Consider the following 26,410-nt stretch of genomic DNA (forward strand, 5'->3'; position numbering starts at 1 on the left):
GCCCTGAGCGATCAGGCGTGTGCGGGCTCCGGATGTTCCGTGGTGGCCGGGGGGACGGGCGGGCCGGGGCGGCGGGTGAAGCGCCGGGCCAGGGGCTCGGTCCAGCGGGCGGTGAGCGGGCCGATCACGACCAGGATCAGGACGTACGCCGTGGCCAGGGGGCCGATGCGGGGTTCGACGCCGACGGCGAGGCCCGCGATGACGATGGAGAACTCGCCCCGCGCGACCAGCGTGCCGCCCGCGCGCCACCGGCCCCCGCCCCGGATGCCCGCCCGGCGTGCGGCGTACCAGCCGGTGGCGATCTTCGTCAGCGCGGTGGCCACGGCGAGGAGCAGCGCCGGCACCAGCACGGGCGGAATGTCGGCCGGGTCGGTGGAGAGGCCGAAGAAGACGAAGAAGACGGCGGCGAACAGGTCCCGCAGGGGGGTGAGCAGGGTGCTCGCGCCCTCGGCGACCTCACCGGACAGGGCGATGCCGACCAGGAAGGCGCCGACGGCGGCGGACACCTGCAGTTCCTGGGCGAGGCCGGCGACCAGGAGGGTCAGACCGAGGACGACCAGCAGCAGCATCTCCGCGTTGTCAGACGACACCGCGCGGCTGATCAGCCGCCCGTGGCGCAGGGCGACGTAGAGGACGGCACCGACGGTGCCCAGGGAGATCAGCAGGGTGACGGAGCCGCCGGCCAGGCCGGCGCCGGCCAACAGGGCGGTGAGGATCGGCAGATATACGGCCATGGCGAGGTCCTCGATGACCAGGACGCCGAGCACCACCGGGGTTTCGCGGTTGCCGAGCCGGCGCAGGTCGCCGAGGACCTTGGCGATGACGCCGGAGGAGGAGATCCAGGTGACGCCGGCCAGTGCCACGGCGGCCACCGCGCCCCAGCCCAGCAGCAGTGCCGCCACGGCGCCGGGTATCGCGTTGAGGACGAAGTCGACCGCGCCAGAGGGGTATTGGGTTTTCAGGTTGGTGACCAACTCCGAGGCGCTGTACTCCAGTCCCAGCAGGAGCAGCAGCAGGATGACGCCGATCTCGGCGCCGGTGGCGGTGAACTCCTCGCTGGCCTGCAGGGGGAGGATGCCGCCGTGGCCGAAGGCGAGTCCGGCCAGCAGGTAGAGGGGGATGGGCGAGAAGCCCACCCGGCCGGCAAAGCGGCCCAGCAGGCCCAGCGCGAGAATGATCGCGCCGAGTTCGATGAGCATGGCGGTGGTGTTGTGCACGGGCGTCGGTCCTCCGGTTCGGTGACGGCGGCGTCAGTGCCTGGGGTCGGCTGGGGCTGGCTGCACAGTGGCGGCAGGGGCAGGCGGGCGGTTCTCGGCGGGCAGGCCTGTCGGCGGTGAGCAGGCGTGACCGGTGCGGGGGGGCGGTGAGGGGTGTGGTCGGCGTCCGGGCGGGGCGGGCGCGTAGCGGCCGGGCGGTGGGTCTTCGGCCGGGCGGGGACGCTGCGTCGGGGCCGGTCCGGGGGTCAGACGCCGGAGAGGGCGGTACCCGGTTCGGGAACGCTGTCACGGGCGGCGTTGTCGATGCGTACGGGCCGGTTCATGTCACGTCGACGCATGTCATGTTCCCCCTGTCGGCATCGAGAGCCATCTCACGGAATGAGCATGTGGTCGCTCAATGGAGCGCCAAGACTCGGTAAAGAAGTTTACCGTACGACTAATCTCTTATTCTTCGCATTCGACTATTTATCCACCGGTAATGAATGCGGCTATCCGTCGGAAATGCGCGGAGATCCTTGCTCGTCCAGCCAGCGGGCCAGTTTGCCGCGGCGCCCGATGGCACGCAGTCGGCGCTCCGTCGCCTCGCGGGTCAGCGGTGTGGTGATGAGCAGGAGTTCGTCGCCGGCGCGCAGCACGGTGTCCGGGTCGGGGACGAGGGTGGTGCCCTCGCGGACGATCAGGGTGACGACCGTCGGGGGCGGCAGGCGCAGTTCGAAGACGGCGACACCCTGCAGCCGGGAGCCGTCCGGAACGGTCACGGTGAGGAGGTCGGCGTCCAGGACGTCGAGGGGGGCCGTCTCCACCTGGAGCTCGCGCAGCGCGCCGCTGCGGACCAGCCCCAGGCGCCGGGCGACGATGGGCAGGGCGGGGCCCTGGACGAGGGTGAAGAGGACCACGAGCACGAACACGATGTTGAGCACGTCGCGTGCCCCGTCGATCCCCGCGACGATCGGGAACGTGGTGAGCACGATCGGCACCGCGCCACGTAGGCCGGCCCAGGAGATGAACGCCTGCTTACGCCAGGGGATCCGGAAGGGCAGCAGACAGAGCACGACCGAGAGCGGGCGCGCGGCCAGCAGCAGCACCGATCCGACGACGAGCGCCGGGAGGATCGCGGAGGGCAGCTCGCTGGGGTCGACCAGCAGACCGAGCATGACGAACAGGCCGATCTGGGCGAGCCATCCGACGCCCTCGGCGAAGGAACGGGTGGCGGCCCGGTGCGGCAGCTTGGAGTTGCCCAGCACCAGGCCGGACAGATAGGCGGCGATGATGCCGCTGGCGTGGACCGCTCCGGCGGCGGCGAACGCGATGATGCCGAAGCCGACCGTCGCCAGCGGGTACAGCCCCGTGGCGGGCAGGGCGATGTGCCGCAGCGCGGCTGCCCCGAGCCAGCCGGCCAGCACGCCGAGCGCGCCGCCCACCCCGAGCTGGTACAGCAGATTGAGCACGAGAAACCCGGGACCGGGCAGGTCGGCGGTGGCGGTGGAGAACACCGTGACCAGGATGATCGTCGGGGCGTCGTTGAAGCCGGACTCCGCCTCCACCAGCCCGCGCAGCTTCTTGGGCATCGGCAGTGCGCGCAGGACGGCGAACACGGCGGCGGCGTCGGTGGAGGAGACGATCGCCCCCAGCAGCAGCGCCAGCTGCCAGTCCATGCCCAGCAGGAAGTGCGCTCCGGCGGCGGTCACCACGACCGACAGGGCCACGCCCACGGTGGCGAGCACACTCGCGGGGGCCAGCTGGCGCCGGACGTCTTCCCACCGGGTGCTCAGACCTCCCTCGACGAGGATCAGCCCCAACGCCGCGGTCCCCAGCGCCTGGGCGAGCTGGGCGTCGTCGAACTCCAGGCCCAGCCCGTCCTCACCGGCGACGACACCGACGGCCAGGAACAGCAGCAGGCTCGGCAGGCCCACGCGGTGGGCGGTGCGGGCGGCGACGATGCTGGCCAGCAGGACGGCGCCGCCGATCAGCAGCGTGACGTACAGCTCGGACAGGGTCATCGACCAGTTCCCGTTCGGTTCGCGGTTCTGCTCGCACAATCCGGGCGGTGTCCGTTCCCGGTCCCGCGGTTCAGGGTTCGGGCGGTCTCCGTTCCCGGTGCCGCGTTCAGGATCCGGGCGGTTGTCGATGATCGCGGACGGCACGACGGAGCCGAACACAGTGCCATTGCCGTCCCGAGGAGATTGCCGCCGGTCGCCTCGGCAGCCATCTCCCCGAGGTCACCGATCACCCCGGTCCGCACCATAGGTCGCTACGGCGTTACCGTTCCCGCCTCCGGGACGGGTGCGGCCGGGGTTCGCGGGAGGTGCAGTGCGCGCAGGATCCGGGTCAGGTCGGCGGGAGCAGCGGCGAGGCGTACCGGGGTGCCGGCGTCGTCCAGTTCGGCCACGTGCCAGTTGCCCGGGATCGTGTCGGCGTCGCCTTCGCGGATCGGGCGGACCCGGGTGAGGGTGAGGCGGGAGACCGGGAGGGGGCGGGCCGCGAAGCGGCCGGGGCCGGGGTGCGGAACCACGGCGGGCGGGCCGTCGCCGCCCACGACGACGTGGGTGCCGAAGTGGTGAGGGTTGTAGTCGGTGGCGTCCAGGAAGCGGGCCGGCAGGAAGACCTCCTGGTCCGCCGGCACCCCGGGCTCCCCATCCTCCCCGGGCGGGCGGATGCGGGTGGCGCGCCAGGCCCACACCAGCAGGGTGAGCGTGGTCAGGGTGCCCAGCGACGTCCAGACGGTCGTCGTGGGTGAGGCGAACGGTGCCGCAGGGTGCAGGTAGCACAGAGGCAGGAGCCACAGCGCCGTGACGACGAGGGACGCCCCGAAGGGGAGCGCGGACGGCAGGACCTCGCCGTCGGGGCGGCGCCGCCCGCGTACCCGGAGCAGGACCCGGGCGGCCGGGTAGCCCGCGGCGAGGACCAGTGCGGCCGCGAGCATGGCGAAGTCCCCGGCGCCGGGAGTGTGCTCGCGCCACACATGCCGGTCCCCCGCGACTTCCTTCACCACGCCGCGCCACACCGTCAGCCGGACACGGTCGCCGGCGCGGAACTGCTCGGCCGCCTCCGAGGACACCGCCAGCCGCTCCATCGGGCGGTCGTCGGTGAAGTACAGCCAGCTGGTCTTCTTCGGAAGGTCCGGTTCCGTGCGTGCGATCACGGCGCGGACGGTGCGGAGACAGTCACCGCGCACCGCCGCCGGCGTTCCGGGCGCGCAGGGGGTGGCCGACTCCCACTCCCGTTCGTACGCGCCGGCGTCCGGGACCGTCCGCGCGGCGAGGGCCGCGCCCGCCAGCAGCAGGACGCACGCGACGACGGAGCCGAGCCGACCACTGCCCGTGGTGCGGCCCGAGATGACCGTGAGAGGGCCCGGTTCCGCGGTCGTCGCGCCGGAGCCGTGCCGGCGGTGCAGTGCGCGGAGCCGGTCCAGCGTCGCGTCGAACTCGCCGGTGCGCGGGGTCCAGGCCCGCGGCAGGGGAAGCTCCCACCGGCGCCCGTCCCGGAGCCGCACGCTGACCCGGCGGCTCTCCTGGCCGCGGGCCAGGTGCGCGTACCTGACCCGGATGCGCAGCTCCGCCACCTCGCTCCAGGGCACGCTCCGGCGGCGCAGCAGGGTGCGGGAGTGCAGTCCGCCGCCGTCGGCGCCGACCCGGACGGTGACCCGGTGCAGGGCGGCGAACCCCGCGAGCGCGCACAGCAGGCCGGGGACCAGCCAGACGCCCTTGCCCGTGGAGGCGGCCGGCGCCACCGCCGCCACCGCTCCGGCCCAGCCAAGGCCGACGAAGGCCCACAGGGTGCGCTTCCTGCGGGGACGGCAGCTCACTTCCCAGGAGTCGGTCATACGAGAAGACTGGCAACCGGGGGCCGGTGTGCGCTTGTGCAGGGTGCGGCAGTGTTGCGCCCGGTGACGTTGCCGACCGCGGTCACCATCTGGTGGGGTGGTTCCGGGGGCCGCGGCCCGGGAAGGATCGACGACATGATCATTTTCGGTACCAAGGGGTATCTGTATCAGCTGGCGATACTGACGCTGGTGTGCGCCCAGTGCGGGAATCCCGCCGCGCACACGCTCAGAAAGCGGGTCACGAAGTTCACCCTGTTCTTCGTGCCGCTGTTCCCGGTCTCCACGAAGTACACGACGCAGTGCACGTTCTGCGGTGCCGAGCACAAGGTGACCGCGGAACAGGCCGAACAGCTCCAGGGGCAGGCCCTCGGCGGCGGGCAGGGGTACGGTCAGCCCCACTCCCAGCAGCCGTACCAGTCGTAGCCCCGCGAGCGGCGTCCGCGGGGGGGGTCAGCCGTCCCAGGCCGCGTCGTACGGGTCGCGCGGGGCGGGGACCGGCTTGGCGCGGGTGACCTCGAAGTACGGGACCGGGCCGTCGTTGACCGGGTCCTTGGTGCGGCGCGGGGTGTAGGTGCCGGTGACCTCCAGCCAGGTGTCCGGTCGCAGGACCGGGGGAAGTTCTCCGGTCAGCGCGATCTTGACGGGCTGGGCGTCGGCGGCACAGCAGTTGAGGCCCATGCGGACCAGGTACGGGGCGCCCGTGCCGCTCATCGCCACAAAACCGGTGATGCGTATGGGGCGGTCCCGCAGGTGCCGTCCGTTGTCGTAGACGGCGCGGGCCGCGTACTCGCCGACGCCCAGACGCAGCGGGCCGCTGGCAGGGAGTTCGGGGAAACCAAGGGGCTTCTGCAGGGCCGTACCGGTGTGGGTGGCGCTGTAGGAACCGAGGGCCGGCGGGGCGACCAGGATCAGGGCGAAGAGGGGGACGGCGAGGAGCCAGGCGACCCGGGGTTCCCGGTGCGACTCCCCCGGGTGCGGAGGGCGCCGCCACTCGTACCAGACCGTGGCCGCTGCCGCCGCGATCAGTACCGCGCCGGACAGTAGCAGCAGCGGACGCAGTCCCGCCTTGACGTACCGCAGGTGGAGGTCGGTCAGGCCGGCGTGCAGCACCGTCGCGCCGAGCAGGAAGAGGAGGGCGGCCTGGGCCTGGCCGTTGAGCCGGGTTCTCACAGCAGCACCGCTCCCGTCAGCACCGACATGGCCACCGCCAGCACGAAGGTCGCGGGCGCGAAGCGCAGGGCGAAGGAGCGGCCGAACGTGCCCGCCTGCATCGCGAAGAGCTTCAGATCGACCATCGGCCCCACGACCAGGAAGGCGAGCCGCGCCGTCAGCGAGAACTGAGTGAGCGACGCCGCCACGAACGCGTCCGCCTCCGAGCAGATCGACAGCAGCACGGCCAGGACCGCCAGCACCAGCACGGACAGCACCGGGTGCCCGGCCGCCGCGCGGAGCCACTCCGCCGGGACCACCGCCTTCAGGGTCGCCGCCGCCATCGCGCCGACCACCAGGAAGCCGCCCGCGTGCATCACGTCGTGCCGCACCGAGCCCCAGAACGCCGCACCCCTGCTCTGCCCCTCGTACGACGAACGGGAGGGCGGGCGCAGCCAGTCGGTGCGGCCGAGGCGCTGCCACAGCCAGCCCATCGCGCACGCCACCACCAGGCTCGCCACGAAACGGGCCAGGACCATTTCCGGGTTGTCCGGGAAGGCGACCGCCGTCGCCGTCAGCACGATCGGGTTGATCGCGGGGGCGGACAGCAGGAAGGCCAGGGCCGCCGCCGGGGCCACTCCCCTGCGCACCAGCGCGCCCGCCACCGGCACGGACGCGCACTCACAGCCGGGGAGCACCGCGCCCGCCGCGCCGGCGACCGGTACGGCCAGCGCCGGGCGCTTCGGCAGGGCGCGGGCGAAGAAGGACGGCGGGACGAACACCGCGATCGCCGCCGACAGCAGGACACCGAGCACCAGGAAGGGGAGGGCCTGGACGACCACGGCCACGAACACCGTCATCCAGCTCTGCATCACTTGGGCGGCCAGGGCGCCGCGGACCGGCCCCTGGAACATCACGGCCGTGAGCAGGACGAGGATGAGGAGGAGGGGGGAGCTGAGGTGGTGGGACTGCTCGGGGGGTGTATCGGGGGAGGAGGGTTCGGGTTCGGGCACGGGGGAGGACGGTTCGGGTTGGGGCCCGCTTGGTTCGCGCGGGGGTGATGTGGTGGTGGCCACGGGCGGGTGCACCTCCGGAGATGGGCGCGCGAGAGAGCGGGGCCGCTCGGGTCCCGCCCCTAGGTACGGAGGACCGGGCGCGGGCGTTCAGGTCCCCCTGGAACCACCCGTCGTGATGAGGCAGTCTCTTCCCCTGTGGTGAGCCTCCTTCCCAACCCCGCCCTGCCCAACGACGCTTCCGCGCACATGGTGGTGTGCGGCGACGACGGACTGGCGCACCGGCTCGCCGCCGAACTCCGGGGCGTGTACCGCGAGCAGGTGACCCTCGTCGTGCCTCCGGCCGGGCGCAGCGTACGGCAGCCGATGGTGGGGCGGGCCCGTGCGGTCTCCGCGGCCCTCCTCGACCGGGTCGTGACCGCCGTCAACAACCGGGGCGGCGGCTCCGACGACACTCTGGCTCCCGGTGAGCGGGTGCTCGAGGCCGCCGAGCCGACCGAGGCCGTGCTCGCCGAGGCGGGCGTCGAACGCGCCGCCGCGCTGGCGCTGGTGTACGACGACGACGAGACCAACATCCGCGCCGCGCTGAACGCCCGCCGGCTCAACCCCCGGCTGCGGCTCGTGCTGCGGCTCTACAACCGGCGGCTCGGGCAGCACATCGAGGAACTGCTCGACCAGGCCGCTGAGTTGGCGGGCGGTACGGCTGCGGGGCGGGCGGATGATGGTGATGGCGGGGGCGCAGGCGGGGGCGCGGACGGGGGCCGGGACGGGGGCTCGGGGGCCGACATCGGTACTACCGTGCTGTCCGACGCCGACACGGCCGCGCCCGCGCTGGTCGCCACCGCGCTCGTCGGCACCAGCAAGGTCGTCGACGCGGAAGGGCTGCTGCTGCGCGCCGTGGAACGTCGGCCGCCGGGGCCGGGAGAGGTGGCCGACCCGGGGCTGTGCACGCTGGCGCTGCTGTCCGCGACGAGCAACGACCCGGCGGGGGACGAGGGCGCGGAGGACAGCGGCGAGCAGGGGCCCCAACTGCTGCCCGACGCGGCGGCGGTGGCGGCGGCGACCGGGCGCGGAGCGGTGGTGCTGGAGCAACTCTCCTACTCCGGGCCGCCCTTGCCGGCGGGGCGGGGCGGGCCGCCGCTCACCTCGCTGTTCTCGCGGCGGCTGCGGTGGTCGCTGGCGGGGCTGGTCGCCGCGGTGCTCGCGCTCGCCGTCGCACTCACCGTGGTGACCCGGGACAACCCGCTGCACGCCACCTACGTGACGCTGCTGGACCTCTTCGCCATCAACGAACCCGCGCACAACAAGTCCACCGGGCGGCAGGTGCTGCAACTGCTGTCCATGGTGGTCGGGTTGCTGCTGCTGCCGGTGCTGCTGGCGGCGGTCCTTGAGGCGCTGGGGATGTTCCGCACGGCGTCTGCGCTGCGGAAGCCGCCGCGGGGGCTGAGCGGGCATGTGGTGCTGCTCGGGCTGGGCAAGATCGGGACGCGGGTGCTGACGCGGCTGCGGGAGCTGCATATTCCGGTGGTGTGCGTGGAGGCGGATCCGGAGGCGCGCGGGGTGGCTGTGGCGCGGCGGCTGCGGGTGCCGGTGGTGGTCGGGGACGTGACGCAGGAAGGCGTACTGGAGTCCGCGAAGATCCATCGTGCGGATGCGTTGCTCGCGCTGACCAGTGTGGATACGACGAATCTGGAGGCGGTGCTGTATGCGCGGTCCGTGCGGCAGGATCTGCGGGCCGTGCTGCGGCTGTACGACGACGACTTCGCGAAGGCGGTGTACCGGACGTTGCGGACGGCGCATCCTGGTGCGCTGACGCGGAGCCGGAGTGTGTCACACCTGGCGGCGCCGGCGTTCGCCGGGGCGATGATGGGGCGGCAGATCCTCGGGGCGATTCCGGTGGAGCGGCGGGTGCTGTTGTTCGCGGCGGTGGTGGTGGGTGGGCATCCGCAGTTGGAGGGGCGGACTGTGGGGGAGGCGTTTCGGGCGGGGGCGTGGCGGGTGTTGGCGCTGGATACTGCCGTGCGGGGGGATGTGGGGGCGGGAGCGGGGGCGGGGGCTGGGCTGGTTGAGGCGCCGGGGGGTGGGCTGGTGTGGGATCTGCCGGACACGTATGTGCTGCGGGCGGGGGATCGGGTGGTGCTGGCGGCTACGCGGCGGGGGTTGGCGGAGCTGTTGGGGCGGCGGGCGCGGAGCGTGACGTAGCGCTTGCCGCTGGGCGGGCGGGCTGCGGGTGCCGTGCGCTGGGCTGGGCGGGGGTGGGTTTTGCTTGCCCGCGCGTGCGGGGTGCCGCTGCGCCCACCCGTGCCGCCCCAGCGGCACGACTGCCCGCAGCTACGGCGGTGCGGCTGCCCGCGGCTGCGGCGGCAGTCCGGCGGTCTGCGGCTGCGGCGGTGCGGCTGCCCGCGGCTGCGGCGGCAGTCCGGCGGTCTGCGGCTGCGGCGGTGCGGCTGCCCGCAGCTACGGCGGTGCGGCTGCCCGCAGCTGCGGCGGCACGACTGCCCGCAGCTACGGCGGTGCGGCTGCCCGCGGCTGCGGCGGCAGTCCGGCGGTCTGCGGCTGCGGCGGTGCGGCTGGGCGGGGGTGGGGTTCGCTTACCCGCGCGTGCGGGGTGCCGCTGCGCCCACCCGTGCCGCCCCGGCGGCACGACTGGCCGCAGCTACGGAGGGGTCAGGTGGGGAGGTGTCTGGTTGCGAAGTCCAGTTCCAGGCGGACTTGTTTGATGCGTTCGTCTACGACCAGGGAGCCGTGGCCCGCGTCGTAGCGGTAGACCTCGTGGACGGCGTTGCGGGACTCGAGGCGCTTGACGTAGTTCTCGATCTGCTGGATGGGGCAGCGCGGGTCGTTGACGCCGGCCGAGATGTAGACCGGGGCCTTCACGCGGTCCACGTAGGTGAGGGGGGACGACGCCTCGAAGCGGTCGGGGACCTCCTCAGGGGTGCCGCCCAGCAGCGTGCGGTCCATCGCCTTCAGCGCTTCCATCTCGTCGTGGTACGCCGTGACGTAGTCGGCGACCGGAACCGCCGCGATGCCCATCGCCCAGGCGTCCGGCTGTGTGCCGAGGCCCAGCAGGGTCAGGTAGCCGCCCCAGGAGCCGCCGGTGAGGATCAGCCGGGCGGGGTCCGCGAGGCCGGAGCTGATCGCCCACTCGCGGACCGCCGCGATGTCCTCGAGCTCGATCAGGCCCACCCGGTGCTTCAGCGCGTCGGTCCAGGCGCGCCCATAGCCGGTGGAGCCCCGGTAGTTGACGCGGACCACCGCGTAGCCGTGGTCGACCCAGGCGGCCGGGCCCGCCGCGAAGGCGTCGCTGTCGTGCCAGGTGGGGCCGCCGTGGATGTCGAAGACGGTCGGGAGCGGGCCGGTCGTGCCGGCCGGCTTCTGGACCAGCGCGTGGATGCGGCCGCCGGGGCCCTCCACCCACACGTCCTGCACGGGCACCGACCCGGGCGACTTCATCCCCGGCGGGTCGAGGACCACTCCGCCCGCCGTGGAACGCACCGCCGGCGGCTCGGCAGCCGACGACCACAGGTACTCCACGCTGCCGTCCGGGCGGACAGTCGCACCGGAGACGGCGCCGCGCGGGGTGGGGATCTTCACCAGCCGGCGCTCGGTCAGGTCGTAGCGGAACAGCTCGCCGCGTGCCTCGAAGCCGTGCGCGATGAGCAGGCCGGAGCCGTCCGGGTACCACTCGGCGCTCACGTCGCCGGGCAGATCCAGCGCGAGGTCCGTCTCCTCCCCCGTCGCCACGTCCCAGACCAGCGGCTCCCAGCGTCCGCGCCGCTGGTGACCGATCAGCAGCCGGGTGTCGCCCCCGACCGGAGCGAAGCCCAGCACCTCCAGACCGAGTTCCTCGGTACCGCCCCGGGTGTCGTCGAGCTCCGCCACCGTCGTGCCGTCGGGGCGCATCACCCTGAGCGCGGAGTGCATCGCGTCACCGTGCTCGGTGTGCTCCACGGCGATCAGCGAACCGTCGTAGGAGAGGTCGCCGACGCCCGCCGACTCCCGGTGCCGGTACAGCTCCACCGGGGCCTCACCGGTGCGGACCAGGTGGATCGTCGTACCGTCCTCGTCCGTGGAGCGGCCCACGACCGCCGTACGGCCGTCCCTGCCCAGCGCGAGTCCGGCAGGGTAGGAGGGGTCCAGGCCCGGGGCCGCGAGCTCGTCCTCTCCGCCCGAGAAGCGCTGACGCCGCCAGACGCCGAACTCGTCGCCGTCCTTGTCGTCGAACCACCAGATCCAGTCGCCGTCCGGCGAGAGCACACCGTCCGTCGTGCCGTTGGGCCGGTTCGTCACCTGGCGCTGCTCACCGGTCGCCCGGTCCCAGGCGTACAGCTCGTACGTCCCCGTCGCGTTCGACACGAACAGGGAGCGGTCCGGGGCGTCCTCGGCCCAGTCGGGCAGGGACACCCGGGGCGCGCGGAAGCGCTTCTCCCAGTCGGGCATGTCCGCGGCGCCCTGCTGCATTCGATCGGTCTGGTGGTCCGCCCGGTCCGGCGCGTCGGACCCGTTGCTCTCAGTCATGACCCCATACTGCCTGCCCTGGGGACATCGTGCGTCCGAGGTCCCCAGCCTGTGGACAACTTCTCCCGATCTTTCACCGGCCCCCCGGGCTCGGCCCGATCCGGGCACCTCGGCTCGGCCCGATCCGGGCACTCGGCTCCGCCCGGTCCGGCCACCCGCTCGGCCCGCTCCGGCCCGCCGGACACGACGCCTCCGCGAGCCGACCCCGCGACACGGGAACCGCCCGCGGGCCCGTACCGTTGAGGGCGTGTACCGGTTTCTGCTGACGCCCCGCTGGTGGGGGATCAACGTCTTCCTGCTGCTCTCCATCCCCTTCTGCATCTTCATGGGGTCCTGGCAGCTGGGCAGGTTCGAGGACCGGGTGGACAGCCACCGCGACGCCGAGGCCCGGATCGCCACGGACAAGCGGGAGGCGGCCAGGCCGCTGGACGACCTGCTGCCGGTGACCAAGGCCACCTCGGGCAAGCAGACCACCGCCAGCGGCCGGTACGACACCCAGCTGCTGGTGCCCGACCGCAAGCTGGACGACAAGGACGGCTACTACGTCCTGGCCCTGCTGCGCACCGACACCGGCCGCGCACTGCCCGTCGTACGGGGCTGGCTGCCCGGCACCCCCGACCCGGCCGAGGTGCCCCCGGCACCGACCGGTGAGGTCACCGTCACCGGTGCGCTCCAGGCGTCCGAGACACCGGGCAGCAACGGCGTCAGCGCCCGCGGCGGCCTGCCGCAGGGCCAGACGTCCGCGATCAGCGCGGCCTCGCTGGTCAACCTGGTGCCGTACGACGTGTACGACGCCTGGGTCACGCTCAACCGCGGGGACGCGGGGATGAAGGCGGTACCGGCGTCCGCGCCGGACGGCACGGGACTCGACCTGAAGGCGTTCCAGAACCTGGGCTACACCGCCGAGTGGTTCGCCTTCGTCGGCTTCGTGATCTTCATGTGGTTCCGTCTGCTGCGCCGCGAGGTGGAGCTCGCCCGCGACGCGGAACTTGGCCTGACCCCGGACAAGGACGCGCCGGGCGGGGACGGTGGCAACGGCACGCCCCGTCAGCCGACGGGCGTCAGCAGCCCCGTCCAGTAGACCGTGCCCGCGCAGGCGTTGCTCACCGTCGTGGTGGCCGTGCTGGAACCCGTCGACGCCGTGTACGTCACCGCCACGCTGCCGTCTGCGGCGCCCCCGTCCTCCGTAATCAGCTGAGTGCCCGTGCCGCTGTCGGCGGTGCCGGCGGAGGCACCGTCCGTGGTCGTCGGGTCACTGCTGGGCGTCGGGTCGGCCGAGGGCCCGCCGGTGCCGCCGCCCACGGTGTCGCCCGGGGTGGGGCAGGTCTCGGAGGGCACCCAGGCGAACTGCACCTCGTACGCCGCGCCCGGCTCGAGCACCTGCTGCGGGGCCTCGAGGGAGGGGTCGGGCAGTCCGGCCGCCGCGTCACCCGCGACATGCCGCGTGGAGCTCACCTTGCCGGCGGAGGCCGCGCCCTGCGGGGTCACGTTGAGGACGCCGGGGCCGTCGACGGTGCAGCTCGCGGTGGAGACGTTGGTGACCCGGAAGGAGCCGTAGACGGCGCCCGTGGTCTCGGGAGCGCCGCTGCTCGCGACCGCCGGTCCGAGCTGGGCGGCGGTGCAGACGGGCGCCTGGGCCGAGGTGCCCGCGCTGGGGTCGGCGCCCTCGGTCGTGCCCGCGCTGGAGCCGGTGCTCTCGCCGCCCTTGTCCTCGTCCTTCTGGTCGCCCTTGCCGGTGCCCTCGACCCGGTCCGAGGGCCCGCCCGCGGTGCTCTGGCCACCGCCGTGGTCCTCGCCCCGGCCGGTGCTGCCCTGCGTCTGGGAGGCGTGGCCGACGGCGGACGGGTTGGCGTCGGAGCCGGTGACACCGGAGACGTGGACGAGGGCGGGGACCGCGGTGCCGACGAAGAGGGCGGCGGCGGCCATGCCGACGAGGGCCTGGCGCTTACGTGCCCGGCGGGCCGGGACCGCCCGGCGCAGATACTCCAGGGTGCCGTCGCCCGGCTCCACATCGCGCACCGCCTGGTGCAGCAGGCTGCGCAGTTCCAGCTCGTCCGAGCCGAGCCCCTCGGGGCCCTGTTCGTCCCGGCCGTCGTTCACAGTTCCGTTCCCAGCGTGCGTCTGCTTCGGCTCTTGCTCGTACGGCGTCCCGGGCCCGGGCCGGTCCTCACCGGACCGCGCACCATCCTCGGACGCCGGCGCGCTCTCGGACGCCGACGCGCCCTCAGACACAGACGCCCCCTCGGACACCGCCGCCGCGTCGGAGGCGTGCGAGCCCTCCGGCTCACGCTCCCCCGGCCGCGCGTCCCTGCCGTCGCTCATGCCGCGGCCCCCATGGCCAGCCGCAGGGCCGCGATACCGCGCGAGCCGTACGCCTTCACCGAGCCCAGCGAGATGCCGAGCGTCGCGGCGACCTGCGCCTCGGTCATGTCCGCGAAGTAACGCAGCACCAGCACCTCGCGCTGACGGCGCTGGAGCCCCTTCATCGCCTTGATCAGGGAGTCGCGCTCCAACTGGTCGTAGGCGCCCTCCTCCGCGCTGGCCATGTTGGGCATGGGCTTGGAAAGCAGCTTCAGGCCGAGGATGCGGCGGCGCAGCGCGGAACGGGACAGGTTCACGACCGTCTGGCGCAGATAGGCCAGGGTCTTCTCCGGGTCACGGACGCGTTTGCGGGCGGAGTGGACGCGGATGAACGCCTCCTGGACGACGTCCTCGCAGGAGGCGGTGTCGTCGAGGAGGAGCGCCGCCAGTCCCAGCAGCGAGCGGTAGTGCGCGCGGTAGGTCTCGGTGAGGTGGTCGACGGTGGTGCCGGCAGCGACAGCGTCGTCCGCGCCGTCACGCTGACCGGGTATGCGGGCGGGGCGCGCTGCGGGCATGGGGGCGATCACCGGCATGCCGCCGCCGGACGCGCCGGGCATGCGGGGTCGGAGTGCCTGGCGTGGCGGCCGGAGGGCCGTGCCACGCGGCGCTGTGAAGTCGAGTACCTCAGCCACGTCAGTTGGACACGCTTCCCCCCGTAACGGTTGTACGTGCCGGGCGTCACTTTTGCGGCGACCGGTGCCGCCCGCCGCCCGCCCGCGTCAGGCAGCACCACCGACAGCACTTCCCATGCCCTCATGCGTCCCGCTCTTCCCCTGTGTCCCATATGAACGGGCGTCCCCACGCCCGGTTTCAGACGTCCCCACGTCCGAAAGGCAGCGTCCCCACGCACCGGAAAGGGTGACCGCAAAGACGCTCCCCGCCCTCCGTTTGGTTGCGGAGGGCGGGGAGGTGAATCCTCGTGCAGTCCTCGTGCAGTCCTCGTGCAATCCCCGGCGCGCAAGACTTACACAGATCCTACAAACGAATCCTGTGTGATCCAGAACTTTTTACTGTTCAACGACCACGAGTTCGGCGATCTGCGCGGTGTTGAGCGCGGCCCCCTTGCGCAGGTTGTCCCCGCACACGAAGAGCTCCAGCGCCGTGGGGTCGTCCAGGGCCCGCCGTACCCGTCCGACCCAGGTCGGATCGGTGCCGACGACATCGGCGGGGGTGGGGAACTCCCCGGCGGCCGGGTTGTCGAACAGGACCACGCCGGGGGCGGTGGCGAGGATCTCGCGCGCCTTGTCGACGGTGACCTCGCCCTCGAAGCGGGCGTGCACGGTGAGGGAGTGCGTGGTGACGACGGGGACGCGGACACAGGTGACCGCCACGGGCAGCGTGGGCAGGCCCAGGATCTTGCGGGACTCGTCCCGGACCTTCATCTCCTCGGACGACCAGCCGTCCTCGCGCAGCGACCCGGCCCACGGTACGACGTTCAGCGCGACCGGCTCCGGGAACGGCCCGGTGTTGTCCCCCACGGCCCGCCGCACGTCGCCAGGGTTCGTCCCCAGCTCCGTGCCGGCGACCAGGGACAGCTGCTCGCGCAGCGTGCGCACGCCCGCGTGGCCTGCGCCACTGACCGCCTGGTACGACGAGACGACCAGCTCGCGCAGCCCGAACTCGGCGTGCAGCGCGCCCAGCGCGACGATCATCGACAGGGTGGTGCAGTTCGGGTTGGCGACGATCCCGCGCGGACGACGCCGTACCGCGTGCGGGTTGACCTCGGGGACGACGAGCGGCACGTCCGGGTCCATGCGGAACGCCCCGGAGTTGTCCACCACCACCGCGCCCCGCGCGGCGGCGACCGGCGCCCACCGCTCGGCGACCTCGTCGGGCACGTCGAACATCGCGACGTCCACCCCGTCGAAGGCCTCCTCGGTGAGCGCGACGACCTCCACCTCCTCGCCGCGCACGGCCAGCTTGCGGCCGGCCGAGCGCGGGGAGGCGATGAGTCTGATCTCGCCCCAGACGTCCGCCCGCTGGGACAGGATCTGGAGCATGACCGTGCCGACGGCCCCGGTCGCTCCCACGACCGCGAGCGTCGGCCGACCGGAACGTCCGCAACGTCCGGGTTGCGCTGTCTCGGCCATCAGCGGCCGGTGCCTCCGTAGACCACGGCCTCGTCGCTGTCGGAGTCCAGGCCGAAGGCGGAGTGCACGGCACGGACGGCCTCGGGCACGTCGTCCTTGCGCGTGACGACCGAGATGCGGATCTCGGAGGTCGAGATCAGCTCGATGTTCACGCCGGCGTCGCTGAGCGCGGTGAAGAAGTCGGCGGTGACGCCGGGGTTGGTCTTCATGCCCGCGCCGACCAGGGAGATCTTGCCGATCTGGTCGTCGTAGCGCAGGGAGTCGAAGCCGATGGCGCCCTTGTTCTTCTCCAGCGCGTCGATGGCCTTGCGGCCCTCGGTCTTGGGCAGCGTGAAGGAGATGTCCGTCAGACCCGTGGAGGCGGCGGACACGTTCTGCACGACCATGTCGATGTTGATCTCGGCGTCGGCGATCGTGCGGAAGATCGAGGCCGCCTCGCCGGGCTTGTCCGGCACACCGACGACCGTGACCTTGGCCTCGGAGGTGTCGTGCGCGACACCGGAGATGAGAGCCTGCTCCACCTGCTTGTCCCCTTGCTTCATCGGCTCGCTGCTGACCCACGTGCCCCGCAGTCCGCTGAAGGACGAGCGGACGTGGATCGGGATGTTGTACCGGCGGGCGTACTCCACACAGCGGTGGAGCAGCACCTTGGACCCGGAGGCCGCGAGCTCGAGCATGTCCTCGAACGCGATCCAGTCGATCTTCCGGGCCTTGCTCACCACGCGCGGGTCGGCGGTGAACACACCGTCGACGTCCGTGTAGATCTCGCACACCTCGGCCTCGAGCGCGGCGGCGAGGGCGACGGCGGTGGTGTCGGAGCCGCCGCGGCCGAGCGTGGTGATGTCCTTGGTGTCCTGGCTGACGCCCTGGAAACCGGCGACGATGGCGATGTTGCCCTCGTCCACCGAGGCCTTGATCCGGCCCGGCGTGACATCGATGATGCGGGCTTTGTTGTGGACCGAGTCGGTGATGACACCTGCCTGGCTGCCGGTGAAGCTCTGGGCGTTGTGGCCCAGGTTTTTGATCGCCATGGCCAGCAGGGCCATGGAGATCCGCTCTCCGGCGGTCAGCAGCATGTCGAGCTCGCGCCCGGCAGGGATGGGGGAAACCTGCTCGGCGAGATCGATCAGCTCGTCCGTCGTGTCGCCCATCGCGGAAACCACGGCGACCACCTGGTGGCCGTTCTTCTTGGCTTCCACGATCCTCTTGGCGACGCGCTTGATGCCCTCGGCATCGGCTACGGAGGAGCCTCCGTACTTCTGCACGACAAGGCCCACGTGCGCTCCTCGCTCAGTCCGTCGTTTTCCACAGTCTGCACACATATGTGTCTGCTGCGGTCGGCTCAGTCTATCGAGCGTCCGAAAAACCCCTCCGCGATATCGCATGGTGAGACTCCCCGGCGCTCTTGCAGGGAGGCTCATGCCCATCCCACCCCGACCCACTCGGAAAAGTGCCCCGCGTCACAGTGAACTCACGTGGCGAGGTCCTCGAGGGGCTCGGTGTCGAGGGTGATGTTCACAGGGTCGGGAAGGTCGATCACGGCGCCGAACGGCTTGTTCACCTGCAAACGGTAACGGCCGTCCTCAGGATCGGAGAAGACGGTGACGGTGCGGTCCTCCCGGTCGACGAGGAGACAAACGGGGATGCCGGCAGCCGCGTACCCACCGGGCTTCTCCACGCGGTCACGCTGGTGGGTGTCGGCGTCATGAGAGGTGACCTCCACGGTCATGAGCACGCCCTCCGCCTCCGACCAGTCCCCGTGTCCCTTGGCGAAGCCGAAGGGAGCCAGTACGCCGTCGGGGCGAGCCCTCCCCCTCCGGTAGGCCTCCACCTTCATGCCACGCTCGGCGTAGAGCCACAGTTCTGGACGGTGCTGCATGCACAGCCTCTGCAACCAGGCCACGATCTGGTCGTGGTTGCCGTCGGTCACTGCCTTGACCTGGACCTTCCCGTTGATGAACTCCAGCCGCACGGTCTCCGGGGCATGGCGTTCGAGCTCCTCGAACTCCTCGACGGACATCTGCGGCCGGTGTTCGGTGGTGGGGGTCATGGCGTCGCCTCCTCGACACCATGGTGCCCCGACCGGCATCTCCTGCACGCTCACTTCCAGCGCCTCGGCGGAATGCCGTTCGCGATGCGGTCGCGGTTGTCGCGGTAGTGGTAGAAGACGCGGTCCTCGATGGGCACGGGGCGGAACGTGTCGGGCACGGGGCCACCCGTGCTCCGCTCCAGCTTCTTCCTCAGGAAGTACGCCGACGCGGTGCCGAGGTGGGCGATCTCCTCGAAGCCCTTGATGATGTCCTCGTCCGACATGGGATTGGCCTCGTCCTCCCTGCGGCAGTCCACGCAGATGCCGCGGTCGATCTCCACCGTGCGTTCGTCCTGGTCACAGGTGGCACAGGCCATGATCGCGCGGGTGACCTTCGCGCGCGGTTCCCTCTTCTGCGGAGGCATCTTCGACTCCAGTCGTCGACGGGCGAGACCGCCCGGGTTGCTGACAGTGGGTGGCAGCCCTTCGGTGAGGGCCCGGATGAGGTCCTTGGGGGTCGCCCCGCGCGACAGCCACTCGTCGGCAAGCGGCGCGAGTGAACGGCAGTCACTGTCGCTGAGCGGCATACGGGGATCGGCGGCACGCAGGCCGGTGAGGATGCGGTACGCGGCGCTCTCCGGCTCGGACTCGGGCGCGTCCGGCTCGGGCTCGGGCGCGTCCGGTACGGCGGGTTGCTGGGCGGACGGCTCCACGGCGGCCGGCTGCTCCTCGACCCGGGCCAGGCCCGACTGGTGGTCCCGGGTCACGTCCTTGCCGTGGCGCTCCCGCGCGAACCGCGCCCACCACTCCGCCGACCGCCGGGTACGCGACCAGTAGGTGCGCGTGACCCACCGCATGGTGCCGTCCTCGACGGTGATGTGCTCCTTGATCCAGCGCAGGTGGCCGGCCTCGGTGATCCGGTTCAGCGAGGTACGCATCGCCTGCTGGCCGTAGCGCGGGTGCTCGGCCGCAAGCACTTTGTGGCCCATTGCGTGGCCGGTGTCGAGGTGGTCGATGAAGACGGCGACCTCGGCGTCCCGCGGGAGCAGATGTGCGAAGTCCGCGTCCGCGTGCGGGTCTTCGTCACCTACGGGGCGCTTTCCGTACCCCGAATTGGCCATCGGGTGGGACGGAGACGGCAGGGCGGGACTAGGGTGGGCGTAAGCCACGGTCGAAGCCTCGATTCGATCCGTAGGTCAGGCCCCGGAGTGGTGTTGGCGCACCGCCGGGGCCGACTCATGTGCTGGTCGTTTGCCGCGAACCTAAAGCCGCTTTACACAGCGAAGCAAGCCGATCACGGAACGTCACCCATTCGAGGTACGCCAACTCAACTCACGTTCAGACTTGGTTGGTTGGGTATTTCAACCAAACCAGACAACCCAGGGGAAGAGCTCGGGTCCCGGGGCTCAAGCTCCGGGCTGAACTGCGGAAACGAACGCCGCCCAGGCGGACGGCGCGATGCGGAGCTCGGCTCCCGAGGGGACGGTCTTGGAGTCACGGACGTGGACGGCACCGTCCACAGCGACCTCGACACAGTCGCCGCCCTCGTCGTCGCTGTAGCTCGACTTGAACCACGCCACAGCGACCTCGACGCAGTCGCCGCCCTCGTTGTCGCTGTAGCTGGACTTGAACCACTTCAGCTGATCGCTCACGGCTGATTCACCATCCGCTCGATGAGACGGGCCGACTCGTCGGGGTCGAGGGCCTGCGTACGGATCATGCTAAGCCGCTCGGTCACGCGGCTCACAACCCCAGGATCGGCCGAAAGCTCGCTGGCGAACGCGCCTTCCATGAAGGCAAATCGTTCATGATCAGGACCCTCGACCAGGACCATGGGCCCCATCAGCGCGTCACTGAACGCCCGATCGAACGGCAGCACCTGCAACGCGACATGGCGCAGCCGAGAAACCTCCAGCAACCGCCGCAGTTGCTCCCTGTCCGCCAACGGGCTGCGCAGTGCGGCCTCATAGAGAACGAAGCTCAACCCGACGGGCGGCTTGCGGTCCGTGAGGATGGCCTGCCGCTCCATCCGAGCTGCCACCCGCTCCCCCACCGTTTCCTCGTCCAGCGGCGGAATGCGGTTGTCAATGAGCGCCCGAGGGTACGCCCGGGTCTGCAACAGACCCGGCACCAACGCGACCCCCTACGACCAGAGACTCGTCGCCTCCCGCTCCCGCTCAATGAAGTCCACCGCCCGCGCGGAGTACCGCTCCCTGCTCACATACTCCTTCGCCGCGCTCAACAACGCCTCGGCACGGCACAGCTCATCGGCCACATCGAGGACGCGCGGCGTCGGCATCCGTACCCCCTGCTCCATCGACTTGATGGTGTCCGGGGAGTAGTTGGCGGCTTCGGCGAGCTGCTCGCGGCTGATGTTCGCCTTCGTGCGCCGGCGCTTCATCTGGTTGCCGCTGTAGCGCCAGGCGACGGGCGGCTGGGAGTTGTTGTTTCCGGACACGGGCAGGCACCTCCACTGATACACCACGGCGTGTATCCACACGGTCACTACTGAACGTAGTGACACGGGCGCCATCGTGTGACCATGACGAGCGCAAATCACCGACCCGGGTGGGTGCCCCTCTCCGGCCACCAACTCCACGTCACCGGGGTGCACTTCGACGCCGTACGGATCGAGGGCCTGCACGGCGAGCTGGTGGCCGACCATCTGATCGGGGCGACGGACGAGGACGCGGGGCCGATCGTGTGCGAGGCGTCGCGTGCCCGGGGCCGCTGGGTGTACTTCCTGCTCCCGACGGGAGCCGCACGGCGGTACGACTGGCCACCTGGGGTGCAGCAACTCGCCGGCCGGGGCGACCGCACGGTCACCTACATCGGCATCCCCGCGCTGGACGGCAACACCTGGCCCCTGCGCTGGTACAGCGCGCCCACGCTAACCGCACCGCACGTGGATGCGGTGGCGCTGCACACGGCCGTAGTGCGGGATTGATCCTCGTCGGTCTCAGTTGCCCTCATCGACCGGGTCGTGCCCCCAGCGATTCCCCCAGCTCCTCCGCCATGACCTTGCCCGCCTCGACTTCCAGGGTGTCGTCGCCCATGTCCTGGTCGGTGTCGAGGCCGTCGAGTTCGGCGAGGGGCTGGTTGAGGCGGACGTGGGCGACCACCGACTGCAGTGCGCGCAGGGTCGCGGACGCGGTGGAGCCCCAGTTGGAGAAGTAGGAGAACTGCCACCACCACAGGGCCTCCGACGTGCGGCCGGCGCGGTAGTGGGCCATGCCGTGGCGGAGGTCGGTGATCACATCGGTGAGGTCGTCGGAGATGCGGGCCGGGACGGGCGCCTTGCGGGGCTCGTACGGGTCGAAGACCTCGGAGTAGACGTCGATCGGCTCCAGCAGGCGGGCGAGGTTCTCGCGGAGCTGGTCCACGTCGGGCTCGGGGCCCGGGTCGGGCTCGTAGCGCTCGTCGGGAACCATGTCCTCGTGCGCGCCCAGGCGGCCGCCGGCCAGAAGGAGCTGCGAGACCTCCAGGAGCAGGAAGGGGATCGCCGAGTCCGGCTCGTCGCCCTTCGCGACCTCCGTGACGGCGACCAGGAAGCTCTCGATCTGGTCGGCGATCTGGACCGCGAAGTCGTCCGGGTTCTGGTGCGTCGCGTGCAGCGTGGCGTCAGACATCTAGGAGTCGTCTCCCCTCGAAGGCGCGACCGAGGGTCACCTCGTCCGCGTATTCCAGGTCGCCGCCCACCGGGAGGCCGCTGGCCAGGCGGGTGACCTTCAGGCCCATGGGCTTGATCATGCGGGCGAGGTACGTCGCCGTGGCCTCGCCCTCGAGATTCGGGTCCGTGGCCAGGATGAGCTCCGTGACCGTGCCGTCGGCCAGGCGGGCCAGGAGTTCCCGTATGCGCAGATCGTCGGGGCCCACCCCGTCGATCGGGCTGATCGCGCCGCCGAGGACGTGGTAGCGGCCGCGGAACTCACGGGTGCGCTCGATGGCCACGACGTCCTTCGGTTCCTCCACGACGCAGATGAGGGCCGGGTCGCGGCGGGTGTCGCGGCAGATGTTGCACTGCTCCTCCTGCGCGACGTTCCCGCAGGTCGCGCAGAAGCGGACCTTCGCCTTGACCTCCATCAGCGCGTGCGCGAGGCGCCGCACGTCCGTCGGTTCCGCCTGCAGGATGTGGAAGGCGATCCGCTGCGCGCTCTTGGGCCCGACGCCGGGCAGCCGCCCCAGCTCGTCGATGAGGTCCTGGACCACGCCTTCGTACAACGGACTGCCGTCCTTCCTGATGTGTCTTCAGTACGTACCGTAGAGGCCCGCGGGCCGTCTTAGAAAGGTCAGAAGGGGAGACCGGGGATACCGCCACCGCCCAGCCCCTGGGCCAGCGGGCCGAGCTTCTGCTGCTGCAGCGCCTGGGCGTTCTCGTTCGCCGCCTGGACCGCCGCGACGACCAGGTCCGCGAGGGTGTCGGTGTCCTCCGGGTCCACCGCCTTCGGGTCGATCTTCAGCGCCCGCAGTTCGCCGGAGCCGGTGACGGTGGCCTTCACCAGACCGCCGCCCGCCTGGCCGTCGACCTCCGTGCGCGCCAGTTCCTCCTGCGCCTTGGCCAGGTCCTGCTGCATCTTCTGGGCCTGCTGGAGCAGCTGCTGCATATTGGGCTGACCACCACCGGGGATCACGATTGAGCTCCTTGTCGGTCCGTCGGTCCGTGCTTCGGGGATTCTCATGGTTTTGCCGTTCGGCACGAGCCTACGTGGTCCGGACAGCCGTCGCCCCAGCACTCTTTCGGGTGAGTCCGGCTGGGGGCCCTATACCTGATCACGGCCTTCTTCCGGGGGAAAGAAGACCCGAACCCCCGACGCGGCCACCCATTGGGCGGTAGGAAGGGTCGACGCGGCGGACACGATGTGTCACAGCATAGGCACGGAGCGTAGTGGTCAGGGTCGGCAGGGGTCAGCAGGGGTCAGCTCAGTAGGGAGATGCCGGGTGGGTCAGCCGGAGATGCAGCCCGAGGGTCGGCCTCAGGACCGGCGGGGCGAGGGGGCGGCCGCACTGCGGCCGGGCGATCCGACCGGGCGGGAGTTCCCGCTCGGGGACTGGGGCGAACCGGCGGCCCGGCTGGACGAGCTGTACCGGTGGGTGGAGCGCGGCGCGCTGGAGACCGCCGCCTGGTATCTCGAGGACCGCGCGTGGAAACGGCGGTGCGCGTGGGCGCTGCGGGCCGGGACCGCGGCGGGCGCGCTGACCGGGGCCGCGCTGCCGCTGCTCGATCTGACCGGGGCGGCCGACGGTGCCGCGCCCTGGGGGTATCTGGCGCTGCTGCTCGCGGTGGCGTGCGTCGCCGGGGACCGGTTCTTCGGAATGACGTCCGGCTGGATGCGGGACGTGGCGACAGCGCAGGCCGTGCACCGGCGGTTGCGGACGTTCCAGTTCGACTGGGCGTCGGAGTGCATCCGCGAGGTGCTGGGCCCCACGGAGGGCACGGCGAGTGAGGCGGCCGAGCGGTGTCTGTCGGTGCTGCGGCGCTTCTCGGACGACGTGACGGAGCTGGTGCGCGTCGAGACGGCGGACTGGATGGTGGAGTTCCGCAGCGGCGGTGCGCCGCTGGGCGTCCAGACGGCGCTGACGGGCGCGGGGCGCCCGGAGAGCTCCGTACCGCACGGCCGCTTCCAGTCCCCGCCGGCACCGGCACGCCCGAACATGCCGAGGCAGCGCCCGCCCGAGCCCCGGTAGGGCCTGTCCGGCGGATCGAGTCGGGGAAAAGGGGGGACGCCGTGCAACCCAGGTGCGCGGGGTCTGGTGCGTCCGGCTGCAAGGCGGAGAGGGAGTGCAGCGTCGGCGACCGACGACAACGCCACGGATGATCCGCCGGACAGGCCCCGGCCATACCGGACGCTACTCAGGTCCCGTCAGTCGCGGGTGTAGGTGAGCTGTTCGCCGTTGCCGGTGTTCACGCGGTTCAGGGAGCCGTCGGGGAGCAGGGTGATCTGGCTCGCGGAACCCGGGGTGCAGGCGCTGCGCGGCTGGCCGACCGTGACAGAGGACGGGCCGATGTCCAGCCGGCCGCCGGAGCTGCCGGTGAGCCGGGCCTCGAAGACGCAGTGGTAGGTGCCGTTTCCGGTGGGCCCGTCGGCGACGAGGGACAGCACCGTGTCGCCGACCTCGCCCTGCTGGAGGGTCAGCCGGCGGCTGTGCTGCCCGCTCGCGTTGTCGATCGTGGTGGACCAGCTGCCCAGGAACTCCGTGGGGACGGTCCCGTCCGCCGGTGCGGAGGTGCTCGGTGGCCGGGTGTCGTCCGGCTGCCCGGTGTCGGGCATGCTCGGCCCCGTGTTCTGGGGCGCGCCGCTCTGCGAGGAGGAGGACGAGGGGTCGCCGCTGGCCCGCCGGTCGCCGTCGTCGCCGCTCATCAGCGCGTACACGGTGCCGCCCGCGGCGAGGGCGACGACCAGCGCGATCACGACGAGCAGCGCGGTGGACCGGCCATCCCTGCGCGGCTCGGACGCCGGTCCGAACGGCGGTGGGCCGTACGGCGGGGTCTGGCCCGCGCCGTAGCCGTGGTACGGGTAGCCGTACGCGGGGGGCTGGGGGTGCTGCTGGGCATGGCCGTACCCGCCGCCGGGGGTGGGGCCGGGGGGCGGGGTGGGGAGGTTCTGGCCGGCGACCAGGGTGGGGAGGTGGTTCACGCCCGGCTGTCCCGGCGGCGGTGGGGCGTGGGCGGGTGTGGGAGGCGTGGCAGAGTCGTCGGCGGCGCGGGCGTGCTCCGGGGTGCCGCCCGGCAACTCCGCTCCGGGTTCCCCGGTGCGGTCCGCTCCGGCGCCGGGACCGTCCCCGGACGGCCTGGGCACACCGGGCTGCCCCGCGGGCACGCCACCTGGCTGCCCCGCAGGCGGTGCCCCGGGTGGTGCTGCCGGCTGCCCGGCATCGGACTTCTCCGGCACCGGCGGCCCCTCATGCCGCGCAACGGGCGCCGCCGGCTGCCCGGCGCCGGGGCCAGAACCGGACGGCCCAGCCGCGCCCGACTGCCCGTCGGCGGGCGCCGCAGAACCACCGCCTGGCTGCCCGTCGGCAGGCGGGGCAGAATCACCGCCCGGCTGCCATCCCGCCGGCAGACCCGGAACAGCCGCACCCGGCTGCCCGGCCGCCGGTCCGGCAGGAACACCCGGCTGCCCCGCACCCGGTCCGGCAGGAACACCCCGCTGCCCGGCGCCGGGCGCCGCAGCAGCACCGCCCGGCCCGTACGCCCCCGGTGCGCCAACCGCCCCTTGCTGCCCGCTCGCCCCCGGCTCCGGCATCTCCGGGTCCTCCGCGTCCAGCAGGCGTACGGCATGGCGGCCGAGCTGGGCTACCAGGGCGCTTGGGAGCCAGGGATCGCGGGAGCGGCCGTCGGCGACGGTGTCCTCCGCGCCGGTGCGTTGCAGCACCTGGTCCAGGGTCGGCCGCGCGGCCGGGTCCTTGCGCAGACAGTCGCGGACGAGCTCGGCGAGTCCCTCGGGCACCCGCTCCAGGTCGGGTTCCTCCTGGGCGATGCGGAACATCAGGGCGTGCACCCCGCTGTTGGCGGTGCCGAACGGAAGCGCGCCGGTCGCGGCGTACGCGAGCACCGAGCCGAGGCAGAACACGTCGCAGGCGGGTGTGATGCGGTCACCGCGCACCTGCTCCGGGGCCATGAAGCCGGGCGAACCGACGAGCGCACCGGTGCGGGTGAGCCCGCCGTCGGTCACCGTCTCCAGCGCCCGCGCGATCCCGAAGTCGATGACCCGCGGACCGTCGATGGTGACGAGCACGTTGGACGGCTTGAGGTCGCGGTGGACCATCCCGGCGGCGTGGATGTCCTTCAGGGCGTGCGCGAGACCGGCGCCGAGGATGCGCACCGAACGCTCGGGCAGTGCCCCGTGATCGTGCCCGACCACCTGCTGGAGGCTGGGCCCGGCGACATACCCGGTGGCCACCCAGGGCACGGGCGCCTCGGTGTCCGCGTCCAGCACGGGCGCCGTCCAGTCGCCGCCGACCTGCCGGGCCGCCCGCACCTCCTGGCGGAAGCGTGCCCGGAACTCCTCCTGCCGGGCCAGCTCCGCGCGGACCAGTTTCACGGCGACCGTGCGCCCCCGGTCGGACCGCGCGAGGTAGACCTGCCCCATGCCGCCGCCACCGAGCCGCGCCAGCAGCCGGTACGCCCCGACGCTCCCCGAGAGCTGAACGCCTGGGGGGACCTCCATCGGATCCCCGGCCCCGAGCTTGTCCATCGCTGCGCCGCCTCC

General features: G+C 72.1%; 24 protein-coding genes. 5 read left to right on the forward strand and 19 right to left on the reverse strand.

Translation table 11 applies throughout. The features are described from left to right. Window positions 1-11: 11 nt before the first annotated feature. The 3 genes from AB0L56_RS05145 to AB0L56_RS05155 form a co-directional block, all read right to left on the reverse strand. The gene (locus AB0L56_RS05145; protein WP_365419139.1) at window positions 12-1,217 is read right to left on the reverse strand and encodes a cation:proton antiporter; all 1,206 of its coding nucleotides are present in this window, start codon (window positions 1,215-1,217) and stop codon (window positions 12-14) included. Between the two features lie 488 nt (window positions 1,218-1,705). Continuing rightward, window positions 1,706-3,217 (reverse strand): potassium/proton antiporter, encoded by a 1,512-nt coding sequence (locus tag AB0L56_RS05150; RefSeq protein WP_365419142.1) that lies wholly within the window; start codon window positions 3,215-3,217, stop codon window positions 1,706-1,708. 251 nt (window positions 3,218-3,468) lie between these two features. Then, on the reverse strand, window positions 3,469-5,040 hold the full coding sequence (locus AB0L56_RS05155; protein WP_365419145.1) for a PH domain-containing protein: 1,572 nt from the start codon (window positions 5,038-5,040) through the stop codon (window positions 3,469-3,471). Between the two features lie 135 nt (window positions 5,041-5,175). Here AB0L56_RS05155 and AB0L56_RS05160 point away from each other — a divergent pair, with 135 nt between their 5' ends. Then, the gene (locus tag AB0L56_RS05160; protein WP_365419148.1) at window positions 5,176-5,463 is read left to right on the forward strand and encodes a zinc-ribbon domain-containing protein; all 288 of its coding nucleotides are present in this window, start codon (window positions 5,176-5,178) and stop codon (window positions 5,461-5,463) included. Window positions 5,464-5,490: 27 nt separating this feature from the next. Here AB0L56_RS05160 and AB0L56_RS05165 read toward each other — a convergent pair whose 3' ends face one another. Together AB0L56_RS05165 and AB0L56_RS05170 are read right to left on the reverse strand one after the other, a co-directional pair. Further along, window positions 5,491-6,210 (reverse strand): TIGR03943 family protein, encoded by a 720-nt coding sequence (locus tag AB0L56_RS05165; protein ID WP_365419150.1) that lies wholly within the window; start codon window positions 6,208-6,210, stop codon window positions 5,491-5,493. Then, complete coding sequence (locus AB0L56_RS05170) at window positions 6,207-7,202, reverse strand: permease (protein ID WP_365419153.1); 996 nt, start codon at window positions 7,200-7,202, stop codon at window positions 6,207-6,209. Before AB0L56_RS05170 ends, AB0L56_RS05165 begins: the two co-directional genes overlap by 4 nt. A gap of 249 nt (window positions 7,203-7,451) precedes the next feature. On the opposite strand from AB0L56_RS05170, the gene AB0L56_RS05175 reads away from it, so the two are divergent. Then, window positions 7,452-9,404, forward strand: a complete 1,953-nt coding sequence (locus AB0L56_RS05175; protein ID WP_365419934.1) for an NAD-binding protein — start codon at window positions 7,452-7,454, stop codon at window positions 9,402-9,404. 465 nt (window positions 9,405-9,869) lie between these two features. Here the strand turns inward: AB0L56_RS05175 and AB0L56_RS05180 are convergent, their stop codons facing one another. Then, a complete protein-coding gene (locus AB0L56_RS05180) occupies window positions 9,870-11,720 on the reverse strand; it encodes a prolyl oligopeptidase family serine peptidase (protein WP_365419156.1) in 1,851 nt (616 codons plus the stop codon). 247 nt (window positions 11,721-11,967) lie between these two features. On the opposite strand from AB0L56_RS05180, the gene AB0L56_RS05185 reads away from it, so the two are divergent. Further along, the gene (locus AB0L56_RS05185) at window positions 11,968-12,801 is read left to right on the forward strand and encodes an SURF1 family protein (protein ID WP_365419159.1); all 834 of its coding nucleotides are present in this window, start codon (window positions 11,968-11,970) and stop codon (window positions 12,799-12,801) included. Here AB0L56_RS05185 and AB0L56_RS05190 read toward each other — a convergent pair. The 9 genes from AB0L56_RS05190 to AB0L56_RS05230 form a co-directional block, all read right to left on the reverse strand. Continuing rightward, window positions 12,768-13,820: a hypothetical protein gene (locus AB0L56_RS05190; protein WP_365419162.1), complete on the reverse strand. Its 1,053-nt coding sequence runs from the start codon at window positions 13,818-13,820 to the stop codon at window positions 12,768-12,770. The two genes, AB0L56_RS05185 and AB0L56_RS05190, sit on opposite strands and share 34 nt — an antisense overlap. 218 nt (window positions 13,821-14,038) lie before the next feature. Next, the gene (locus AB0L56_RS05195; protein ID WP_365419166.1) at window positions 14,039-14,638 is read right to left on the reverse strand and encodes a SigE family RNA polymerase sigma factor; all 600 of its coding nucleotides are present in this window, start codon (window positions 14,636-14,638) and stop codon (window positions 14,039-14,041) included. Between the two features lie 450 nt (window positions 14,639-15,088). Beyond that, the gene (locus tag AB0L56_RS05200) at window positions 15,089-16,171 is read right to left on the reverse strand and encodes an aspartate-semialdehyde dehydrogenase (protein ID WP_361036218.1); all 1,083 of its coding nucleotides are present in this window, start codon (window positions 16,169-16,171) and stop codon (window positions 15,089-15,091) included. After that, entirely contained in the window at window positions 16,171-17,448 is a 1,278-nt protein-coding gene (locus AB0L56_RS05205; RefSeq protein ID WP_361036221.1) for an aspartate kinase, read from the reverse strand. Before AB0L56_RS05205 ends, AB0L56_RS05200 begins: the two co-directional genes overlap by 1 nt. Before the next feature lie 194 nt (window positions 17,449-17,642). After that, window positions 17,643-18,221 carry a Uma2 family endonuclease gene (locus AB0L56_RS05210; RefSeq protein ID WP_365419171.1) on the reverse strand — a complete coding sequence of 193 codons (579 nt, stop codon included), beginning with the start codon at window positions 18,219-18,221 and terminating at the stop codon, window positions 17,643-17,645. Between the two features lie 50 nt (window positions 18,222-18,271). Beyond that, entirely contained in the window at window positions 18,272-19,321 is a 1,050-nt protein-coding gene (locus AB0L56_RS05215) for a hypothetical protein (protein ID WP_365419173.1), read from the reverse strand. A gap of 285 nt (window positions 19,322-19,606) precedes the next feature. Beyond that, entirely contained in the window at window positions 19,607-19,852 is a 246-nt protein-coding gene (locus AB0L56_RS05220; protein ID WP_361036230.1) for a DUF397 domain-containing protein, read from the reverse strand. After that, the gene (locus AB0L56_RS05225; RefSeq protein WP_365419936.1) at window positions 19,849-20,331 is read right to left on the reverse strand and encodes a DUF5753 domain-containing protein; all 483 of its coding nucleotides are present in this window, start codon (window positions 20,329-20,331) and stop codon (window positions 19,849-19,851) included. Before AB0L56_RS05225 ends, AB0L56_RS05220 begins: the two co-directional genes overlap by 4 nt. A 12-nt stretch (window positions 20,332-20,343) precedes the next feature. Beyond that, window positions 20,344-20,658, reverse strand: coding sequence for a helix-turn-helix transcriptional regulator (locus AB0L56_RS05230; protein WP_365419176.1), 315 nt, complete (start codon window positions 20,656-20,658; stop codon window positions 20,344-20,346). 84 nt (window positions 20,659-20,742) lie between these two features. Between AB0L56_RS05230 and AB0L56_RS05235 the strand changes: the two genes are divergently transcribed. Next, complete coding sequence (locus tag AB0L56_RS05235; RefSeq protein ID WP_365419178.1) at window positions 20,743-21,147, forward strand: hypothetical protein; 405 nt, start codon at window positions 20,743-20,745, stop codon at window positions 21,145-21,147. Between the two features lie 22 nt (window positions 21,148-21,169). On the opposite strand, the gene AB0L56_RS05240 is transcribed toward AB0L56_RS05235, so the two are convergent. The 3 genes from AB0L56_RS05240 to AB0L56_RS05250 all read right to left on the reverse strand — a co-directional run bounded on the left by AB0L56_RS05240 (window position 21,170) and on the right by AB0L56_RS05250 (window position 22,831). Further along, window positions 21,170-21,829, reverse strand: a complete 660-nt coding sequence (locus AB0L56_RS05240) for a DUF5063 domain-containing protein (RefSeq protein ID WP_361036240.1) — start codon at window positions 21,827-21,829, stop codon at window positions 21,170-21,172. Next, window positions 21,822-22,421 (reverse strand): recombination mediator RecR, encoded by a 600-nt coding sequence (gene recR, locus AB0L56_RS05245; protein ID WP_365419181.1) that lies wholly within the window; start codon window positions 22,419-22,421, stop codon window positions 21,822-21,824. Before recR ends, AB0L56_RS05240 begins: the two co-directional genes overlap by 8 nt. 68 nt (window positions 22,422-22,489) lie before the next feature. After that, window positions 22,490-22,831, reverse strand: a complete 342-nt coding sequence (locus AB0L56_RS05250) for a YbaB/EbfC family nucleoid-associated protein (RefSeq protein ID WP_361036243.1) — start codon at window positions 22,829-22,831, stop codon at window positions 22,490-22,492. Window positions 22,832-23,138: 307 nt separating this feature from the next. On the opposite strand from AB0L56_RS05250, the gene AB0L56_RS05255 reads away from it, so the two are divergent. Continuing rightward, complete coding sequence (locus AB0L56_RS05255; protein WP_365419184.1) at window positions 23,139-23,885, forward strand: SLATT domain-containing protein; 747 nt, start codon at window positions 23,139-23,141, stop codon at window positions 23,883-23,885. Window positions 23,886-24,061: 176 nt separating this feature from the next. Here AB0L56_RS05255 and AB0L56_RS05260 read toward each other — a convergent pair whose 3' ends face one another. Further along, a complete protein-coding gene (locus AB0L56_RS05260) occupies window positions 24,062-26,368 on the reverse strand; it encodes a protein kinase (protein ID WP_365419939.1) in 2,307 nt (768 codons plus the stop codon). Between the last annotated feature and the right edge of the window lie 42 nt (window positions 26,369-26,410).

The sequence above is a fragment of the Streptomyces sp. NPDC052079 genome (genome assembly GCF_040680275.1).
In the GTDB taxonomy this organism is placed as follows: domain Bacteria; phylum Actinomycetota; class Actinomycetes; order Streptomycetales; family Streptomycetaceae; genus Streptomyces.

Excerpts from the sequence above, each read along its gene's own strand:
- AB0L56_RS05150 (WP_365419142.1), bottom strand. The coding sequence starts at position 3,217 with ATGACCCTGTCCGAGCTGTACGTCACGCTGCTGATCGGCGGCGCCGTC.
- AB0L56_RS05155 (WP_365419145.1), bottom strand. The coding sequence starts at position 5,040 with ATGACCGACTCCTGGGAAGTGAGCTGCCGTCCCCGCAGGAAGCGCACC.
- AB0L56_RS05160 (WP_365419148.1), top strand. The coding sequence starts at position 5,176 with ATGATCATTTTCGGTACCAAGGGGTATCTGTATCAGCTGGCGATACTG.
- AB0L56_RS05175 (WP_365419934.1), top strand. The coding sequence starts at position 7,452 with ATGGTGGTGTGCGGCGACGACGGACTGGCGCACCGGCTCGCCGCCGAA.
- AB0L56_RS05180 (WP_365419156.1), bottom strand. The coding sequence starts at position 11,720 with ATGACTGAGAGCAACGGGTCCGACGCGCCGGACCGGGCGGACCACCAG.
- AB0L56_RS05195 (WP_365419166.1), bottom strand. The coding sequence starts at position 14,638 with ATGCCCGGCGCGTCCGGCGGCGGCATGCCGGTGATCGCCCCCATGCCC.
- AB0L56_RS05200 (WP_361036218.1), bottom strand. The coding sequence starts at position 16,171 with ATGGCCGAGACAGCGCAACCCGGACGTTGCGGACGTTCCGGTCGGCCG.
- AB0L56_RS05210 (WP_365419171.1), bottom strand. The coding sequence starts at position 18,221 with ATGACCCCCACCACCGAACACCGGCCGCAGATGTCCGTCGAGGAGTTC.
- AB0L56_RS05215 (WP_365419173.1), bottom strand. The coding sequence starts at position 19,321 with ATGGCCAATTCGGGGTACGGAAAGCGCCCCGTAGGTGACGAAGACCCG.
- AB0L56_RS05235 (WP_365419178.1), top strand. The coding sequence starts at position 20,743 with ATGACGAGCGCAAATCACCGACCCGGGTGGGTGCCCCTCTCCGGCCAC.
- AB0L56_RS05240 (WP_361036240.1), bottom strand. The coding sequence starts at position 21,829 with ATGTCTGACGCCACGCTGCACGCGACGCACCAGAACCCGGACGACTTC.
- AB0L56_RS05260 (WP_365419939.1), bottom strand. The coding sequence starts at position 26,368 with ATGGAGGTCCCCCCAGGCGTTCAGCTCTCGGGGAGCGTCGGGGCGTAC.